Here is an 18,314-nt window from a genome sequence, read left to right as displayed (position 1 = left end):
TGAAGAGGACGTTGCCGCCGCTGCACCTCCATCCGCCGTAGCGTCTTTCCGTGTAGCGAGCCGCCCATCATAGCCGGCTTTTTCGTTTCGTCAACACCTTGTGATGTTTTCGATTTGCCTCGTTCGTTGTTGCGATGCTTCGAGAAGCGCCGCCGTCCTGAGCGAGGCCGCGCAGTTTATCGAGACCACGCAGAAGTGCAAGCACTTTTTGACATTGGCATGACATCGCCCCCTATCCACGCGGGTACGGCACGCGCTGGGCACTCTGGCCAGTTCCCGCACGCATGCAGGCTGCAAGTTCACCGATCGACATCCAGAAACGTGACGCAGCGGTATCGATCGCTGGTTGGCTCGATGAAAATGCATGTGTCTAGACAGAGAGCGCCCTCATGCCCGCTTGCCGCAATCTGCTTCGCGATCTATCCCTGCCTGCGATGGCCGCCGGTTTTGTCACCGTGCTGGTGGGATTCGCCAGCTCTGCGGTGATCGTGTTCGAGGCAGCGCGCCATCTGGGCGCCGACCAGGCACAGCTTGCGTCGTGGATGTGGGCGCTGGGCATCGGCATGGGCGTGACGTGTATCGGCTTGTCGCTGCGCTACCGCGCGCCGGTGGTCACGGCCTGGTCCACGCCGGGTGCGGCGATGCTGATCGGCAGTGCGGCCGGGGTGCCATTACGCGAGGCGGTCGGTGCGTTTGTGGTGGCCGCGGTATTGGGGATGGTGGCCGGGTTTTCGGGATTCTTCGAACGGGCGATCCGGCAGGTTCCGATCTCCCTTGCCTCCGGGATGCTGGCCGGCGTGCTGTTGCGCTTCGGCCTGGACATCTTTGTGGCCATGCAGAGCCAGGTGTTGCTGGCGCTGGCGATGTTGGCGACCTATCTGGGCGGGCGGCGCTGGTTTGCGCGCTATGCGGTGATTGCGACCTTGTTGGTGGGTATTGCGATCGCCGCCAGCAGCGGACTGCTGCGGCTGGGGGCCGTACACCTGCAACTGGCCCACCCGGTGCTGGTGGTGCCGTCGCTATCGTGGGCGGCGCTGTTCGGCCTGGCGATTCCGTTGTTTGTGGTGACCATGGCCTCGCAGAACGTGCCGGGCGTGGCGGTGATCCGGGCGTCCGGCTATGCGGTGCCGATCTCACCGACGGTCGGCTGGATCGGTGCGGTCAATGCAGTGCTGGCGCCGTTCGGCGGCTTTGCATTGAATCTGGCGGCGATTACTGCGGCGATCTGCATGGGCCGCGAAGCGCACGAAGATCCGGCTCGGCGCTACACCGCTGCGGTCAGCGCGGGCGTGTTCTACGTGGTGGTGGGGTTGTTCGGTGCGACCGTGGCAGCGGTGTTTGCGGCCTTCCCACGTGAACTGGTGATGGCGATCGCCGGGATCGCGCTATTAGGCACTATCGGAAATAGCCTGGCGGCGGCATTGCGCGAGGACAGCGAGCGCGAAGCGGCGTTGATCACCTTTCTGGTCACCGCCTCCGGGCTGACGCTGGGCGGGATCGGCGCGGCATTCTGGGGCTTGGTGGCCGGAACGATCACATTGCTGGCATTGCGGACGAAAGCAGCGCCTTAGCACGCGTGCCCGCTGATGGAGCGAGAGGTGCGGCAGGCGCATGCGCTGGCCATGCGGGTTGATCGCAGCGCCCTTAGCCCTTACTCCGGGTCGCGCAACTGCAGCAGCCAGTGCGCGGTGATGCTGCTGGGGCTGGGCAAGGGTTCGAGATGGAACTGGCGATACACCGGTGCGCCATCACGGGTGCGCAGCGGCAAGGTGACATAGGCGGCGCGGCCCAGGCGCAGCGCCTCTTCGAGCAGTTCGACCTTGCCACGGGCGGCATCGTCGTCCAGCAGGGCAAGGATGTCGCAACCGATCAAGTCGGCCACTTCGGTCTGGCTGAGTTCGGCGAACGCCGGGTTGACGAACATCAGCCGGTGCGCGGCGCCCTTGGCACCGCGTTCGATAATGGCCACCCCGTCGCGCAGCCGCGACAGCGAGGCTTCGAGCAGGGTGAAGTCCTGCTGGAAGCGCTTGCGTTCCATCAGTTCGATCAGCACGCGCAGGCTGCGCGCCGATTCCAGATGCAGCGGCGACCAACGCCGTGCGCGGCCGCGCACGGTCTGCTGCCACAGATCGAAACTCTTGCGCGGCGACAGCCGCGAATTGGGGATGTCCTGCAACTTGGCCAGCTGCGGGTTGCCGGCCCATTTGACCTGCTGCACCTGCTCGCGGCGGGTCCACAACAGCGCGCTACGCGATTGCGGCATCAGCGGCACGAAGATGAAACCGGCGGCCAGTGGGGCGAGGTCGGCCAACTCCGGGAACACCTCGCCGATGGCGTCCACATGCAGGGCGCCGACCGCATCCTCGCGCAGGGCGTCGTGGTGTTCGGATTCGAGATGTTCGCGGATGCGGCGCAACGCCTCTGCATCCGGCACGCTGCCATGACGGCTGATTTCATTGCCATGGAAGATCGCCACGCCATCGGCGTCGACCACGTCCATCAGGTCCGGGGCCATGTCGGCGAGCATGTCCACGGTCAGGTGCTCGGCGTCGTTGAAGTCGGTGATCAATTTTTCGCGGATGGTCAGCAGCACCGACTCCAGCCGCGCCCGCCCCACCGCCTGCAGCGCGCCGATGCGCCCGGCCAGCGCGCGGGTCACCGCATCGGTGGCATCGCGCATGGCATGGCTGGTGAAGTGCGGGCTGTAGTGGTGACAGGAAATCAGCCCCCACAGCGCATCGTTGACCACGATCGAGGACACCAGGGTGGCGCTGACGCCCATGTTGGCCAGGTATTCCAGATGCACCGGCGAGACGCTGCGCAGGCTGACATCGCTCAGATCCACCGGCGTGCCCAGGCGCGGATGCAAGGTGGGCTGGATCGGCGACGGCTGGTACCGCACATCGGCGATCTGGCGCACGCGGTTGCGCAGGTATAGCGCGCGTGCCTGCGCCGGGATGTCGCTGGCCGGGTAATGCAGGCCCAGATAGGCCTCCAGTTCGGGCTGGCGCGCTTCGGCGATGACGTCGCCATTCCACTCTTCGTCGAAGCGATACACCATCACGCGGTCGAAGCCGATCATGCTGCGCAGCCCCTTGGCCGCGCGCACCGCCGCTTCGTCGATGCCGGCATCGCGCTCGATGCTGCGCAACAGCGGCAGCGCTTCGCGTAGGGTGACATCCATCAGGCGCGCGTCGCGCGGCTCGATCTCGACCAGCCATTGCTCCGGATACAGATGCCAGGCGGCCACCCAGGGGTGGTCGGTCGGCGCGCTGCGCTGCGGGAAGCGCACATCGGCGTGCAGCAGGTGCTGCGGTTGATCGTCCACTGCGAACGGTTGCGCGTCGGGCAGTTCCAGCACCTGGGTGTACGGCATGCCCAGCAGGGCATCCATCGGCACGCCGAGCAGATCGGCGGCGGTGCTGCTGGCCTGCACGATGCGGCCATCGGCCGGTTCGATCACCAGCAACACGCCGTAGGGCTGGATCAGTCCGGGAATATGGATCGGTTCCTGCGCGCAGACATCCATATCCAGAGGTTCGATGGGCTGATTCACGGCTGCGGCTCCGCTGCGAGGCAGGAATGGAAGTGGGCGAACATGGCCTGCGCGCCGCCGATGGCAGCGTCGCGTGCGGATGGGGTGGCCAGGCGCCGATCCAGCGCTGCCTGGAAGCGGCGCCAGCCGGCCGGGTCGTCGTCGGCCATCTCGAAATAGCGCAGGGCGCCGGCCAGAGCGGGCTGCTGCTTGCGCACGCTGCGTGCGATCACCCGTCCACCAAGCTGCGAGCCTTCGATGACGTACAACATGCCCCAGCGCGCGGCATCGTCGGCAGTGGCGGGCAATGCGGCCGGCAGATCCGGTTGCTGGCCGAGCGCGCGCAGGTCATCGCGCAGTGCCGGCACGCGACGGCGGTAATGCCAGCCGTTGCCGACCAGGGTGGTCAGCCAGTTGCCGAGCTGCGCTTCGAAGCCGGCCAGCAAGGCGTGGTGGCGACGCAGGATCTGCCCATAGGCAGCCGAATCGACCTGCCCCTGCGCTAACGCCTGCATCAGCGGCACCGCTTCGACCAGGCGATGGGCATCCTGGGTGGCATGGCGCAGCGCGAGCGCAGCCGAGGGCGGAACTGCCAGGACGTCGGAAACCATAGGGGCTCAAGGCGGTGCCGCGGCACGAAGGACACCAGACTAGCAGTGCCTGCGCAAATCAGAAAAAGCAGACGCGAGCGCAAGCTGAATAGGTTGGCTTCACGTCTGCGCCGCGGGTGTGGTGCCGGCGCCGCGCGCGGCCCGTTTCCAGGCCATGCCCCAGCCTGCGGCCAGCAGGACAGCGGCCAGCAACCACGGCGCGCCCGGCAGATGCAGCGGCGCACCGCTGCCGATGAACCAGGCGAAGACATTGGCGAACAACAGTGGACCGACGATGCCGGCCAGGCTGACCAGACCGGTGAGCGCGCCCTGCACGCGACCTTGCGCGTCGGCGCCGACCTCACGGGTGATCAGGGCCTGCGCGGACGGTGCGGCAATGGCCCACAACGCACTGATCGGCACACCGATCAGGAAGGCAGTGCCGCTGTCGGCCAGCCCATAGATGATGAAGCCGATCACCCCGCAGCCCAGCCCCAGCAGCAACGCGCGGCGTTCGCCGAGCCGGCGCACCAGGCGGCCGACCAGCAGCGCATTGACGATGATGCTGCAGACACCGACCCCGGCCAGTACCCAGCTCACTTCGCGCGGGCCCCAGTGGTATTGGTAACCGGCGAACAGCACGAAAATGCTGGGATAGACGTAATGCGCCAGGTTGGCCAGGAACACCACCGACGCCAAGCCGAACACCTGCGGGTAGCGGCGCAGCAGTTTGAGCGCGCCCAGCGGATTGGCGTGCGACCAGTCCAGCCGCGCGGTGCGGCGTTGGGCAGGCAGCGATTCGGGCAGCACGAACCAGCCATACAGCACGTTCAACAGGGCAAGCCCGGCGGCAAACCAGAACGGCCAGCGCAACCCGATGCTGCCCAGCCAACCGCCGATCAACGGGCCGGCGACAAAGCCGATGCCGAAGGCGGCACCAAGCATGCCGAATGCGCCGGCGCGTTTGTCCGGTGGGGTGACATCGGCGATGTAGGCATTGGCGGTGGAGAAGCTGGCCGAGCACACGCCGGAGATGACCCGCGCCAGCAGCAGCATCGGCAGGCTGTGGGCAATGGCCATCAGGATGAAGTCCAGGCCCAGGCCAAGGCACGAGAGCAGGATCACCGGGCGGCGACCGAAGCGGTCGGAGAGCGCGCCCTGCAACGGCGAGCAGACGAACTGGATGGCAGCGAACAGGAAGCCGAACCAGCCGATCCAGCCGGCGGCCACGACGTAGTCGCCGCCGGTGAAGTGGCGCACCAGATCCGGGAGTACCGGAATGATGACCCCGAAGGACAGCACGTCGATCAGGACGGTGATGAAGATGAAGATCAGCGCGGCGCGGCGGCGCCCCGGGACGGGAGCGGAATCGGGAGAGAGGGACATCGCGCGGCGCAGTTGGGCGAAGCGGCGAGTGTAGCGAGGGATTGGGTGGTTGATGCTGGTGGCGCGTGGTTGCTGGGAAACCTGCTGTCGTTCGGGCTGCATCAGGCTGCACCCAGACCCTCCCCCCCTCCGGGCCACCTTCTCCTCCATGAAGGACGACAATGTCCCGGTGGGAGAAGGATGCGTCGTTCGAGCCCCTCTCTCCCCGGAGCGAGAAGGCTCGGCTGGCGCGCCACTGGCGCGCGTGCCCTGGAACGCCCGCACCGTAGGCGCGGCCGGGGCGCGGAGCGGGGGTTGGGGTGAGGGTACGGGGAAAAGCCACCGCAATGATTCCGAGTGCACGAGGCTTCGCACGCACCCTCATCCGCCCTACGGGCCCCTTCCCTCCCCATGAAGGGGGACAATGTCCCGGTGGGAGAAGGAAGCCTCTGCTGCTTTTATTGGCGTAGAAAGCAGCGCGGGCCTGGGCGGCTACTCGACGCTGATGGTCTGGGTCAGGGTGTGGCTGGCGCCGGGGGCGAGCTCGATGACGTCCGGGCCGGCATTGGCCGCTTCCAGGCAGACGTAGTCGCGCCAGCCCTCGCCCACGTCGGCCATCTTCTTGCCGGCGTCTTCGCCCGGGTTCCAGGCCACCAGCGAGCGGCTGCCTTCGGTGGCGATGACGATGCGGCGACCGAGCACCGGGTCGGTGAGCGTGTAGCGGCCGCCGGCGTTGGTGTAGATGCGGTCGCTACGACCGGGGTCGCGTGGGTCGCGCAGGCTCCAGTCGCCTTGCTGGCGGTGGGCGGTGGCGTAGTTCTCGTATTTATCCAGATAGTCCAGGCCATCCAAGCCCTGCACGCTGACCTTGAGCGCGTCGCCGACACGGAAGTAGTTGTGCAACGCCTGGGTGAAACGCACCGGGGCGACGCTGGTGTTTTCGGTGATCAGGCGTTGCTCCAGCGTGCGGCCGATGCGCAGGGTCATGCGCAGGCGCAGCGCCAGGTCGTCGAAGCGCGGCGGGGTGAGCGTGAGCACCACGGTGCCGTCGTCTTCGCGGTGGCTTTCGGTGAGTTGCCAGGCCACCGTGCGCACGAACCCGTGGGCGGGAACGTCGCCGGCCTGGTCCTGGCGGCCGAAATACGGCCAGCACACCGGCGCACCGCCGCGGATCGGGGTAGGCGGTTGCTGGGCGCTGGGCGAAAGCCACATCACGTCCTGTCCGCCCTTGGGCACGAACGAGAGCAGCTGGCCACCGAACAGGCTGATGGCGGCGGTGGAGAACGGGGTGTCGATCAGCAACGACGGAAACCCATGGAAATCGCCTGTGGTCAGGCCGGTGGTGTCGGACATGGGGGATGCCTTTTGGACGCTGGGGGATTGGGCGAAGGCCGGGTATGCGGCCGGCAGCTTGAACGCGGTGGCGCGCATGGCGGCGGCGCCGGCGACCGGCGGGGCGGCGCGCAACGCGGCGAGGATGCGTTGGCCCGGACGGCCGTCGGCCGGTTGCAGGCCCAGGCGGGTCTGCTCGACCTGGATGGCGCGGCGGGTGGCGCTGCCGACCATGCCGTCGGCCTCGCCGATCTGGTAGCCGCGGGCGAGCAGCAACTGCTGCAGTTCGCGTCGTTCGGGCCGGCCCAGGCCGGGATCGTCGGTAGGCCAGGCCGCGATCAGGCCCGCGCCGCCACGCAGGCGATCGGCGAGCAGGGCGATGGACAGCGCGTAACTTTCGGCGGCGTTGTAGGCGTAGATCGCGTCGTAGTTGCGGAACACCAGGAACGCCGGGCCGGTGGCGCCGGCCGGCAGCAGCAAGGCGGCCGGCGTTTCTGCCGGCAGCCCGGTTGGTGCCAGCGGTTTGCCGTCGGTGCCGAGCAGGCCGGCGCTTTGCCAGGCCTGCAGCGGTTGGCGGCGGGTGCGCCCGGCCTTGCTGGCGTCGAAACCGCGCGGCAGGGTGACTTCCATGCCCCACGGACGGGCGCGTTCCCAGCCGGCCTTGACCAGGTAGTTGGCGGTGGAGGCCAGTGCATCGGGAATGCTGGTCACCAGATCGCGGCGGCCGTCGCCGTCGCCATCCACCGCGATGCGGGCGTAGGTCGAAGGCATGAACTGGGTCTGCCCGAACGCGCCGGCCCAGGAGCCGGTGAGGCCGTCCGCCGACAGATCGCCTTGCTGCAGCAAGCTGAGCAAGGAGAGGAATTCGCCACGAAAGAACGGCTGGCGACGGCCCGCGCACGACAGCGTGGCCAGCGATACCAGCAGCGGGCGCTTACCGGTGACGCGGCCGTAATCGCTCTCCACGCCCCACACCGCCACGATGGTGGCTGGGTCCACGCCGGTTTGATCGGACAGGCGGCTGAGCAGTTCGCGGTGGGTGACCAGCATGGCCTGGCCATCGGTGACGCGCTGGCTGTCGACCAGGCTGGCCAGGTAGTCCCAGATGGGCGTGGTGAATTCGGGCTGCGCATCCAGCAGCGGCAAGACGCTTGAATCGGGCGCCAGCCCGGCGGTGAAGCGCTGAAAGCTGGCAGCGTCCACGCCCTTGGCAGCGGCCTGCGTCTGCAGGCCAGCCAGGCAGCGATCGAAGGCCGGATCGGCGCAGGCCGCCAGCGGCAGCAGTCCCAACACGAACGGCAACGCGCCCCGGCACAGCGTCATGGCGCGATGGCCGGCGGGTGGGCAGACGTCATGCGGTGAAGCGCTCCTGCGCGACAAGTCGGGCCGCCGAGCATAGCCAACCTGGGTGGTGGCAGGCGTGCAGGATGGCGATGCGTGATGCGTTCCTGGGTGAGGCCGGAGGCTCGATGCGAGCGATCGTGCCGCCGGTCCGACTGGCTCAGCTGCCGTCGCCGGCGATCCCGGTCAGCATCGACAGGGCCGGCGCGGTCGGGGCGTTTTCGGTCACTCGGCGGGTGCGGGCATGGCGCGGTGCATCGTGGCGCGGGCCGAAGCGAATCAGTGCGGTGGCCACGCACGCCGGCAGCACGATCGCGAACACGACCGCCGCCAGAAGCACCCATTGCCAGAGATTGAAGGTTGCCATGATCCAAGTCCCCCGCGGCGGAGTTCGCCTGGGCGGCAAGCTTCGGCGATCGGCTGCGAACGCGGCGTCGACAAATAGGGGAGTGAAGACCGTTCGTCGGGCGAAACAGGCCTGGTGGGCCGCGCATTGAGGGGCGCGCGGCGGCTGGCGACGTCTGGTTGGGTGGGGGGCAACGGTCGACGTGGAGGATCAACGTGCGTCGAGGTAGAACCAGTGACCTGCCTCGCGCACGAAACGGCTGTGTTCGGTCATGCGGACTGCGCTGCCGCCACCGATGCGATAGCGCGCCAGGAAGACCACCTCGGCTGTTTCGGGGCCGGTATCGAGGGTGCGCTGCACGGTCAGGCCAAGCCAGGTGGTGCGCCCGCCTTCGTCCAGCGACAGCGCGGCCGGGCGCGTGGACGGATGCCAGCTGGCCAGCAGGTACGCAGCATCGCGGCGCACGTAGGCGCTGTAGCGCGCGCGCATCAACGTCTCGGCGTCGGGCGCGGCGGCACCGGCGTGATATGGGCCGCAACAACGTGCGTAATCGGCCGGGCGGCCGCAGGGACAGGGGTCGGTGGGTGTGGTCGGCATGCGGGGATTGTGCGGGATGGGATTGGGGATTGGGGATTGGGGATTGGGGATTGGGGATTGGAGATTGCGTTGCGAAGCGGGATGCGGGAGCGGCGGCTATGCTGTCGCCCCCGTTGCGCGGAGCGTGGTCTTGCTGGAATTGATTCCCACCGAATTGCCGTGGCTGCTGTGCATTGCGTTCGTGGCCGGGTTGGTGGATGCGGCGGTCGGCGGTGGCGGATTGATCCAGTTGCCGGGGCTGTTTGCGACGCTGCCGCAGCAGGCGCCGTCGCTGATTCTCGGCACCAACAAGTTCAGCGCAATGTTCGGCACCGCTGCGTCGGCGTGGCGATACGCGCGCACGGTGCGCTTTCCGTGGCGGCCGGTGCTGTATGCCACCGCCGCGGCGTTTACGTTCTCGTTCCTGGGCGCGACCGCCGTCAGCCTGATGCCCAGGCAGGCGGTGCGGCCGCTGATTCTGATGCTGCTGATCGCGATGCTGATCTATACGCTGGTCAAGAAAGACTTCGGCGCACTGCATCGGCCACGTCAGGTCGGCCGGCGCGAACTGGCCACCGCGTTGGCGATGGGAGCGGCCATCGGCTTCTACGACGGGTTCTTCGGCCCCGGCACGGGCAGCTTCCTGATCTTTCTGTTCATTCGCTTTTTCGGACTGGATTTCCTGCGCGCCTCAGCGGCGGCGAAGGTGGTCAACCTGGCCACCAACCTTGCGGCGTTGTCGTTCTTCTTGCCCAGCGGGCAGGTGATGCTGGCGATCGGCCTGCCGATGGCGGCGGCGAACGTGGCCGGCGCGGTGGCCGGCACACGGATGGCGTTACGCGGAGGCACGCCATTGATCCGCAAATTGTTCCTGGTACTGGTGATCGTACTGATCGGCAAGATGGGCTGGGATCTGCTGCACTAATCACTGGAACCCGCTGCCAACGCAGCGTAATCGAAACGGCGACGCCACCTGCAGATGGCGTCGCCCGTGCACTGTCTTCAGCGCTTGCCGCGCGACCGCGGGGCGCCTGCCTTGGCGCCGCGCGTTGTGGCCGGTGACGGTTTAGCCACCGCGCGCGTCGAGGTTGTCTTGCCGGCGCCGCGCGCTGGCTGACCAGTCGATGCGGCTGTTGCACGTGGCTTGGCTGCGGCAGTTTTCAATGCCGCAGATGCGGCGGCGACCTTCCTGGATGTGGCGTTGGACGCGCTTGTGGCCGCAATCGGCTTGCCCGGCGTTTTTGAAGACCGAGTGGTCTTGCCCACGGTAGACCTGGATGCGACTCCTGACGACACCGCCGGCACGCCCGCTGAGCGTTTGTCCGATGCCGGCTTGCTAGCCAGAGCAGGAGTGCGCGAAGGCGATTTCTTCGGGCGTTTTGCTTGAGGCTGTGCCGCAGCACGCGTGGAAGATGCGGTCTTGGCGGTCTTGTTCTGCTTGCTCGTCGTCGCGACTGCCGGCTTGCGCTGACCAGTCTGCGTTTCCTGCGCTGCGGGCGGGGTCTCCTCCGTCGCAGGCGATGCCGTGTGCATTGGGACGCCGTTGGTTGCCATGCCATCTGCGCTTGCAGCGCCCTGCACTCCTGCTGACTCGGCCGCAGCCTCGATCGACGGCGCAGCGTCAGTGGCATCGGCAACTGCCGGCTCATCGCCGCGCGAGCGCTCCGGCAGCTTCAATCGCTGTGCCTGCTCGTCGTATTCGATCAGCAACACGCCGGAGTTATGACGGCCGCTGATTTCGACAAAGCACGCACCACCGATGAAGGGCTCCAAGGTCATCACCGACTTCAACGGCGTGGCCACCACCATCTGGAAGCCGAAGTTCTCGAAGATATTCATCGCCAGTGCGGTGAATTCGTTGTCGGCCTTGTCGAAGGCTTCGTCCAGCACTACCGCGCAGTAGCGCGGCAGTTCGCCGTCTTCGCCGCCGAGCTGGTAACGCAGCGCGGCCGCCAGGCACGTGGTTGCCAGTTTCTGGCGCTGACCGCCGGACTTGCCGGCGCCGCTGCGGTAGATCTCCACCTGCGCGCGCGTCTGTGCGTCCAGTTCCACACCGATGAACTCCACATGCAGGCGCACATCCAGCACCTGTTCGCGCCAGCGGCGTGCCTCCGGTTCCTGCGCGCCCAGGCGTGCCACCAGCGCACGCAAGGTGGAAAACTGCGCTTCGGCCAGGGCACGGTCTTCGGTCTGTTGATGCGACAGCACCGCGCGCAACTGCTGCTGGAATTCCTGCACCTCGGCCAGGCGGCGGTCGCCGACCTCGATGGTCAGCACGGTGTCGCGATTGAACGGCACCTGCTCCAGACTGGCGTTGACCTCGTCCATGCGCTGCTTGATGCCCTTGTGGGCTTCGGCGGTGTGGCGCTGCAAGGCCAGCAGGTTGTTCTTGCTCTGGGTCTGCAACAGGTCGAAGAAACGATGCTCGTGACGCGGCAGGCCATCGCTTTCCAGCCGGTCCAGACGCGCTAGGAAATCGTCGGCGCTGGCAAGGCTCACGGTGAAATCGCCGCTGTCTTCGGGCCATTGCTGGCAATACTTGCGGAAGCACTCCAGCAACTGCGCGCTGAGCCGGCTGTCGCGGCCCTGGCTGTCGGCCAGCTGCTCGGCCAGGCCACGTTCGACCACGCGGAAATGCGCTTCCAGATTGTCCAGCGACAGCGGCGTCAATGCGGCAAGCCGTTCCCGCAAGCCCTGCAACTGGGTGGGCGTGAGCGTGGCGGAACCTGCGCGGCCCGCGCAGGCCGCCTGCTGCTGTTCGAGCCGCACGCGCTCGCGCGCCAGTTGCGCGCGCTCCAGCCGCACATCTTCGTAGGTGCGCTTGGCCTGTTCGCGCAGGGTGCGTGCGGTGTCGATGGCCTGGCCGAGCGCACGCAGGCCGCTGTTGCCTTCGCGCAGCTGCACCAACTGTTCGTCGATATCGCTCAGGCGCTGCAGCTTGGGGCCGACGTCGATCTCGTCCCAGTCGCGCTCCACCAGGGTGTGCGCGGCCAGTTGGCGTTCCTGGTCCTGCTCACGCTGCTTGCGCAGCGCTGCCACATCGGCATCGCAGCTGGCGATGCGCTGAGCCAGCGTCTGCGCTTCGCGTTCGAACACCTTGAGCTTGTCGCGGTTGTCGTGACCGAGCAGCCAACGCTTGCGGTCGTTGACCGCGTGGCGGTCGTCCTTCTCATAGCGATCGCCAGGATGCTTGACCTGGCCCTCGCGGGTGATTGCGCGGTCGGCGTTGCGCAGCGCTGCGGCGTTGTCCACGCAGGCGTAGTCGAAACGGCGGGTCAGCTCGTTGCGCAGCCATTCGGTAAAGGCGTGCTCGCGCAATTGCAGCTTGCCGGGCAGCGCGCCGGGATCGACCCGCCGCGAATGCAGCTCGTCGTTGCGGCGCACACGGAAGTACACCAGGCGCGTACCGATATGGGTGCGGTTGACCCATTCGCTGACCTGCGCGTAATGCCGCTCGTCCACCAGCAGCGATTGCGCAAAGCCGTGCAACACACGCTCGATCGCGCCGCGCCAGGCCGTCTGGTCCTCGCGTACCTGCACCAGCTCGCCAACGAACGGCAGCGCGGCCTCGGCAATGCCGGTGTCTTCGCACAGCCGCGCGCGCAAGGCCTGCATCGGTGCCGGCATGCTCGATGGCGCGCGTTTCAGGGCCTCCAGTTCGGCGCGGATTTCGGCAAAGCGGCGCTCGTCGTCGCGCCGCGCACCCATGCGCTCGGCGATGGCGTCATCCAGCGCGCTGGCGTCGTGCTTGCCGTTATCCAGCACGGTCTGCGCATGCGCAATCTGCGCGGCAAAGCCGCTGGCGCCGGCCGCCAGGGCGGTACCGAGCTGGCGGCAGGCCTGTTCGATCTGTGCACGGCGGCGCAGGCGTTCGTCGCGCTCGCGCTCGACGCGTGCGCGTTCGCGTTCCAGTTCTTCGACCTGCTCGCCCCCGGCGGCGCGCTGCTCGCGCTCCAGGCCGACCAGTTTTTGTTCGTGGTTATCCAGCGATTCGCGGCGCTGGCCTTCTTCGCCGGCCAGTCCACGGTCCTGGTTGTCCAGCTCCTGCAGCCGCTCCTCCAGCAAGGCCAGCCGCTGCTGCTCGCGGTAGCTGTCCACGCCCAGCTGCAACTCGCGCAACTCGCCGACGCTGTGGCGCAGCGCCATCAGCGCCGCGTGGTGCTCGCGCGCAGGGGTCAGGGTTTCCACCTGGCGCCGGGCGGTGACCACCGCATGGTGCGCGCCATCGAGCTCGGCAAAATCTTCCACCAGCCGGTCGGCCGCTTCGAAGGTCCGCGGCTCGTCCAGCATGAAACCGCGCAGGAATGCATTGAGATCGCCCAGGTTTTTGGCCGACTGGGTCTTGTGCAACAGCCGCAGCGCCATCTCGTTGCCGATGCCCAGCGCATGCCGGAAGCGTTCGGCATAGCCGGCGAAGCCGTCGAAATGCGCAACTTCATCGCCCAATCGCGCCTTGAGCTTGCGCAGGTCGAGATCGAAGCCATCCAGCTCGGTCGCCACGTCGAAACGGCGTGGCGCGACCATGTAGTGACGCCGCACATCGGCCGCCGCGTTACCGCTGCCGGCGATCCAGAACAACCGGATCAGGCTCACCGTCTGGCCATGCGCGTTCGCGTACTCCAACACCAATGCGGTCCAGGTGGCGCCCTTGCGCAGGTATTGCGTGGCGATTTCGCCGGACGCGCTGTCCTGCTGATCGGCCCACGCACCGCGTACATACGACACCAGACTCCGATCGCGCCCACTGCGTTCGGCTTCGCGCGCGGCAGCGTTGAAGTCGACGATGCTCGGCGGCGTCAGCAGTGCCGACATCGCATCCAGCAAGGTGGACTTGCCCGAGCCCGAACGCCCAACGAACAGGAAGCCCTTCTGCGCGATTGGCACTTCGGTCAGCCCATTGAAGGTGCCCCAGTTGTGCACCTGCAAGCGCCGCATGCGGAACTGCTGCGAACGTTGCTCGGCGAGCGTCTCGGCAAACAAGGAGGCACCCGGCTGCGCCGGCGACAGATTGGACTGGGAATTCATTGCTCACTCACCAAAAACGAAACGAAAGAGACGCCAAGGACAGACCATCACGAGCGGTGAAGCAGTTCCTTGTGGTGCGGTGTTACGGGAAGAACTTGAGCAGGGTAGCGAATGGAGTGCATGGACGGCCTCGCGACCAGGGTCGCTCCTACACAAACAGGTGCCTTGGACCGGGTTGTGCGAAGGTCGCGCCCATGCGACAGAAAATTGCGGTCCTTGGAGCACCTGCACCACCCATTTTTTCGACATCGGCCGATCGCGACCACCATCACCCCGTCTCCGTTACCGCATCCCAGCCTTACTGCTTTGCTGTTGCTGTTGCTGTTGCTGTTGCTGTTGCTGTTGCTGTTGCTGTTGCTGTTGCTGTTGCTGTTGCTGTTGCTGTTGCTGTTGCAGTTTGCATGTCGGGGCCCCATGCCGCAGCGGCAAGGCCGGCAGAGACAACCCGCAGGGCGGCGCGCATGGATGCGCGACGTTTTTGTAAGGGACATGGATGTTCCTTACAAAAATTTCTGCCGGACTTGCGCACCCGCAGCGCCGCAGGCGCGCAGGGCGCGAGGACGGGGTGTGCTTTCTTTTGGTTACTTTTCTTTGCACAAGCAAAGAAAAGTGACTCGCGCCCGCAAGGGCGTAAAAGCTTTGCTCTACCAAATACAACCCGTAACACTTCAAGTACCGCCTGAAACCAGCCCCTCATCCGCCCTGCGGGCACCTTCTCCCCCATGAAGGAGGACAATGTCCCGGAGAGAGAAGGGAGATCCAAGAGGCATCAATCCAGCGCAACCTCGCCCTCACGGAGCTCCCGATACGCCACCACCAAGGCCTGCACATCTTCTGCCGAAAACAACAGCTTCAACACCGGCGACACTTCATAGCGCTCCTCGCTGCCGCGCAAGCGCGACAGCAACTGGTTGTCGCGCATCTTGCCGATCGCCGTCATCACCCGCCGCGCGAAGCCCGCCCGATCGGTGGACACGTTCTTTTCGTACACCGACAAGGCTTCCACCAACTGCGCCTCGTCCACCACTGCACGCTCGCCGCGCGTGTCGGCCTCGGCCAGTTGCTGGCGCAGGAACAGCAGCAACACCGACTCGATAAACGTCAGCGGCGCACTGCGCAGCAGCGTGGGCGATTCCAGCTCTGCGGTGTCGGCCTGACGGGTAAAGGCCACCCCGCCCTCGCGGTCGAGCACCAACTCCAGAAACAGCTCGCACAGCACCTGGCGGATCGCCACCTCGTTGCGCAACAACGCCGGCCACAGCGCGCCGTGACGTTGCGCATCGATGCTGGGCCCTGCCAGCAACTGGCACAGCGCACGCCGCGCATCGAACGGCAGCGTGCCGGTGTCGCCCAAAAACAGCTCGCCGCGCGGCTCGGCACTGGATGTTTGCGCCATCGGCATGCGGTCGTCGATGGCCGGCGCCCCGGTGTCCTCGTCGGCGTATAGGCCAGTGTCCTCAGACCAGTTCATTGCGTTTCTCCCGGGTAAACCACACCAAGGGAATGCGCGCGCGCCGCACGGCGCCGTCGCTGCCTTCCCATTGCACCGTTTCCATCTGTCCTTCGATCACCATGCCGTGGCGCGTGCCCAGCGACAGGTATCCGATCACGCTGCCCAGGCCCTGCACGGCCGGGCGTTGTTGCAAGGCGTCGCCGATGGTCAGCCGCGGGCGTTGGCCGAGCAGCTCATGCAGGTCGTTGCGCAGGCTGCGCACATCGATCTCCGATTGCGCGACCAGATCGCCCACGCTGTCCAGCGAGATCTCGGCCGCGTCGGCGGCCTGCACGCGTCCATCGACCTGGGTGAGCCGTGGATCGTGCAGCCGCCATTGCGACAACGAGCGCAGGCGGCTGCTGCTGAGCGGCTGCGTATAGCCGGTGGCGGTGGTGGCGTGCAGGCTGTCGCGCAATTGCAAGGCTTCGCCCTGCGCCTGCTTGAGCAATTGATTGAGCCGGCGCTGTTCCAGATACCCACGGCTTTGCACGAAACCGCGCAGGCTGCGCGCGAAATGCTGCATCACCGTGTGCACCTCGCCACCGCGCTCCAGCAGCGTGCCGGTCAGCCCGCGCAAAAAAGCGCGTTCGCGGCGATCGAGCTTGCGGGCAAACCCACGGGCAAGCAGCGCATCCAGCGCCTGGTCGAGTTGGCTGCTTTGCTGGGTGTCGTTGAGCAGACTCCAGAACGCCTCGAAGGTGCGCCCGGCTTCGCTGTCTGCAATCACGTCCACGCCGTCGAACAGTTGTTCGAGCACGTCGCCGCGCGCGCCTTCGTCGTCGATGATGCGCTCGCGGAATTGGCGGTTGAGCTGCTCGAAGTCGTCGCGCACGCGATGGAAATCTTCGGCCAGCTCGTCGGAGAGATGGATCAGGTCGCGCGCACGTTCCAGCGCGCGCTTGCCGTCCAGCGCCGCCACACGGCCGGAGGCCACGCGTTCGATCTCGGCATCGATGCGCGCACGTTCGTCGCGCAGCGCGGCCAGCCGGAGCTCTGGATCGGCTTCGGTCTGTCCGGCCAACTGCACCAGTTGCTGGATCACCAGCGACAGGCGGCTTTCGGTGGCGCTGCTGCTGCTTTCGCGCAGGCCGACGATGAAGCGGATGGCCTGGGTCGCGGCACGCGAGAGTTCGTATTCTTCTTCGGCTGCGCCTTCCGGCAGGCGGCGTTCCAACCAGCCCTGTGCCAACCAATGCGCAAGATACGCCTGTGCGGTGCGCGGCAGTTCACGCGAGAGCTCGTCGGCGCGCAAGGCGTCGAGCTGGCGCTGCAAACGCTCGTGCAACACCGCCGAAGGCAGGCGGCGTTCGCCATCCATCAGCACCGTCTGCAGCAGGCCGATCAGTTCGGGTGCGTGGTCGGCGGCAAGCAGTTTCCATACCGGCTGCTCGCGCAGTTGCCGATAGCCGGCGATACGGGCCTGGTGCTTCATGGGCGCTGCCGCGACTGCCTCAACGCTTGCCGCCCACTTCGATGAACTGCAGGAATTCGGCGCGGGTGCGCGCGTCCTCGCGGAAGCTGCCCAGCATCTTGGAGGTCACCATGCTGACGCCGCGCTTGTGGATGCCGCGGGTGGTCATGCACTCGTGCGCGCCTTCCACCACCACGCCCACGCCAAGCGGCTGCAGCACGTCCTGGATGCATTGGGCGATCTGCGCGGTCATCTTTTCCTGCACCTGGAAGCGGCGCGCATAGCTTTCCACCACGCGCGCCAGCTTGCTGATGCCGACGACCTTGCCACGCGGCAGATAGCCCACGTGCACTTTGCCGATGATCGGCGCCATGTGGTGCTCGCAATGGCTTTCGTAGGAAATGTCGCGCAGCACGATCAACTCGTCGTAGCCGGCCACTTCCTCGAACGTGCGTTCCAGGTATTCGCGCGGTTCGTCCCGATAGCCGCTGAACCAGTCGCCGTAGGCTTCGGCCACCCGGCGCGGTGTGTCCAGCAGTCCCTCACGCGTGGGATCTTCGCCCGCCCAGCGCAACAGGGTGCGCACGGCCTCTTCGGCCTGGGTCTGGGTCACGGGGGAATCGGGCTGGTTGGACTGGCTCATGCGCAGGTGCACCCAAAGGGGGCGAGCATGGTACCTGAGGACTGCCCGGCCGCCCCAGTGGCGGTTGCGCCAGCATGCAGATATTCAGTGACTATTGATTCATTTATGAATTGATAGCATCCTATCTATTATGAAAACCGCTCTTTCTCCACGCGCCCAGCTCAGTTCCGGCCTGCTGGTGGCCGCCCGTCAGTGGCAACGCTTGGCCGACCAGGCGTTCTCCGAGTTCGACCTGTCCAGCGCCTGCACCGGGCCATTGCTGATGATCGGGCGCTCCGGCGGCGGCATCCGTCAGGTGGCGCTGGCCCAGCAACTGGGCATGGAAGGCCCCTCGCTGGTGCGCTTGCTGGACAAGTTGGCCGCGCAGGGCCTGTTGCGCCGCGAGGCCGACAGCAGCGACCGCCGCGCCAACCAGCTGTGGCTCACCGATGCAGGCCAGGCGCTGGTTGGCCAGATCGAGATCCGCCTGGACGCACTGCGTGCGCAGGTGTTTGGCGCACTCAGCGATGCCGACGTGCAGGTGGTACTGACCTTGTGGGAGCAGATCGCGCAGGCGCATGCGCGGCTGAGCCAGGCCGACTGAGTCGGCTGTCGGCGTCGCGCGCGACGCCCGTTGTGCCCTTTCCGATGCCCGTGCGCGCTGCATCGGGTGTTG

Annotated in this window: 14 protein-coding genes; 3 read left to right on the top strand and 11 right to left on the bottom strand. The window is 66.7% G+C overall.

Annotated features, from left to right (window positions below; translation table 11 throughout):
• The first annotated feature begins 389 nt into the window (after positions 1-389).
• The gene (locus tag EO156_RS23410; RefSeq protein WP_016850590.1) at positions 390-1,571 is read left to right on the top strand and encodes a benzoate/H(+) symporter BenE family transporter; all 1,182 of its coding nucleotides are present in this window, start codon (positions 390-392) and stop codon (positions 1,569-1,571) included.
• 80 nt (positions 1,572-1,651) lie between these two features.
• Here the strand turns inward: EO156_RS23410 and bphP are convergent, their stop codons facing one another.
• From bphP to EO156_RS23380, 6 genes are all read right to left on the bottom strand, one after another.
• Positions 1,652-3,556, bottom strand: coding sequence for a bacteriophytochrome BphP (gene bphP / locus EO156_RS23405; protein ID WP_029829701.1), 1,905 nt, complete (start codon positions 3,554-3,556; stop codon positions 1,652-1,654).
• A complete protein-coding gene (locus tag EO156_RS23400) occupies positions 3,553-4,146 on the bottom strand; it encodes a biliverdin-producing heme oxygenase (protein WP_016850325.1) in 594 nt (197 codons plus the stop codon). Before EO156_RS23400 ends, bphP begins: the two co-directional genes overlap by 4 nt.
• 99 nt (positions 4,147-4,245) lie before the next feature.
• Positions 4,246-5,511, bottom strand: a complete 1,266-nt coding sequence (locus EO156_RS23395) for a tetracycline resistance MFS efflux pump (protein WP_003489370.1) — start codon at positions 5,509-5,511, stop codon at positions 4,246-4,248.
• Between the two features lie 471 nt (positions 5,512-5,982).
• Positions 5,983-8,145, bottom strand: a complete 2,163-nt coding sequence (locus tag EO156_RS23390; RefSeq protein WP_029829703.1) for a lytic murein transglycosylase — start codon at positions 8,143-8,145, stop codon at positions 5,983-5,985.
• Between the two features lie 178 nt (positions 8,146-8,323).
• Positions 8,324-8,530 carry a hypothetical protein gene (locus EO156_RS23385; RefSeq protein ID WP_003489363.1) on the bottom strand — a complete coding sequence of 69 codons (207 nt, stop codon included), beginning with the start codon at positions 8,528-8,530 and terminating at the stop codon, positions 8,324-8,326.
• A 189-nt stretch (positions 8,531-8,719) separates the two neighbouring features.
• Positions 8,720-9,106 carry a YchJ family protein gene (locus EO156_RS23380; protein WP_005931279.1) on the bottom strand — a complete coding sequence of 129 codons (387 nt, stop codon included), beginning with the start codon at positions 9,104-9,106 and terminating at the stop codon, positions 8,720-8,722.
• A gap of 124 nt (positions 9,107-9,230) precedes the next feature.
• Between EO156_RS23380 and EO156_RS23375 the strand changes: the two genes are divergently transcribed.
• Positions 9,231-10,010, top strand: a complete 780-nt coding sequence (locus tag EO156_RS23375) for a TSUP family transporter (RefSeq protein WP_005931282.1) — start codon at positions 9,231-9,233, stop codon at positions 10,008-10,010.
• A 77-nt stretch (positions 10,011-10,087) separates the two neighbouring features.
• On the opposite strand, the gene EO156_RS23370 is transcribed toward EO156_RS23375, so the two are convergent.
• From EO156_RS23370 to folE, 5 genes are all read right to left on the bottom strand, one after another.
• Positions 10,088-14,110, bottom strand: coding sequence for an SbcC/MukB-like Walker B domain-containing protein (locus EO156_RS23370; RefSeq protein ID WP_029829704.1), 4,023 nt, complete (start codon positions 14,108-14,110; stop codon positions 10,088-10,090).
• 298 nt (positions 14,111-14,408) lie between these two features.
• Positions 14,409-14,873, bottom strand: a complete 465-nt coding sequence (locus tag EO156_RS24230; protein ID WP_206513892.1) for a hypothetical protein — start codon at positions 14,871-14,873, stop codon at positions 14,409-14,411.
• 6 nt (positions 14,874-14,879) lie between these two features.
• On the bottom strand, positions 14,880-15,581 hold the full coding sequence (locus tag EO156_RS23365; RefSeq protein WP_005916636.1) for a DUF4194 domain-containing protein: 702 nt from the start codon (positions 15,579-15,581) through the stop codon (positions 14,880-14,882).
• Entirely contained in the window at positions 15,568-17,037 is a 1,470-nt protein-coding gene (locus EO156_RS23360; protein WP_016850516.1) for a DUF3375 domain-containing protein, read from the bottom strand. Before EO156_RS23360 ends, EO156_RS23365 begins: the two co-directional genes overlap by 14 nt.
• Before the next feature lie 19 nt (positions 17,038-17,056).
• On the bottom strand, positions 17,057-17,659 hold the full coding sequence (gene folE, locus EO156_RS23355) for a GTP cyclohydrolase I FolE (RefSeq protein ID WP_003489347.1): 603 nt from the start codon (positions 17,657-17,659) through the stop codon (positions 17,057-17,059).
• Positions 17,660-17,789: 130 nt separating this feature from the next.
• On the opposite strand from folE, the gene EO156_RS23350 reads away from it, so the two are divergent.
• The gene (locus tag EO156_RS23350; protein ID WP_005916644.1) at positions 17,790-18,242 is read left to right on the top strand and encodes a MarR family transcriptional regulator; all 453 of its coding nucleotides are present in this window, start codon (positions 17,790-17,792) and stop codon (positions 18,240-18,242) included.
• The last annotated feature ends 72 nt before the right edge of the window (positions 18,243-18,314 follow it).

The organism is Xanthomonas sp. DAR33341 (assembly GCF_003992815.1).
GTDB lineage: Bacteria > Pseudomonadota > Gammaproteobacteria > Xanthomonadales > Xanthomonadaceae > Xanthomonas > Xanthomonas cissicola.
Note: the sequence above shows the minus strand (reverse complement) of the source record. Positions and strands in the feature narration are given on the sequence as shown.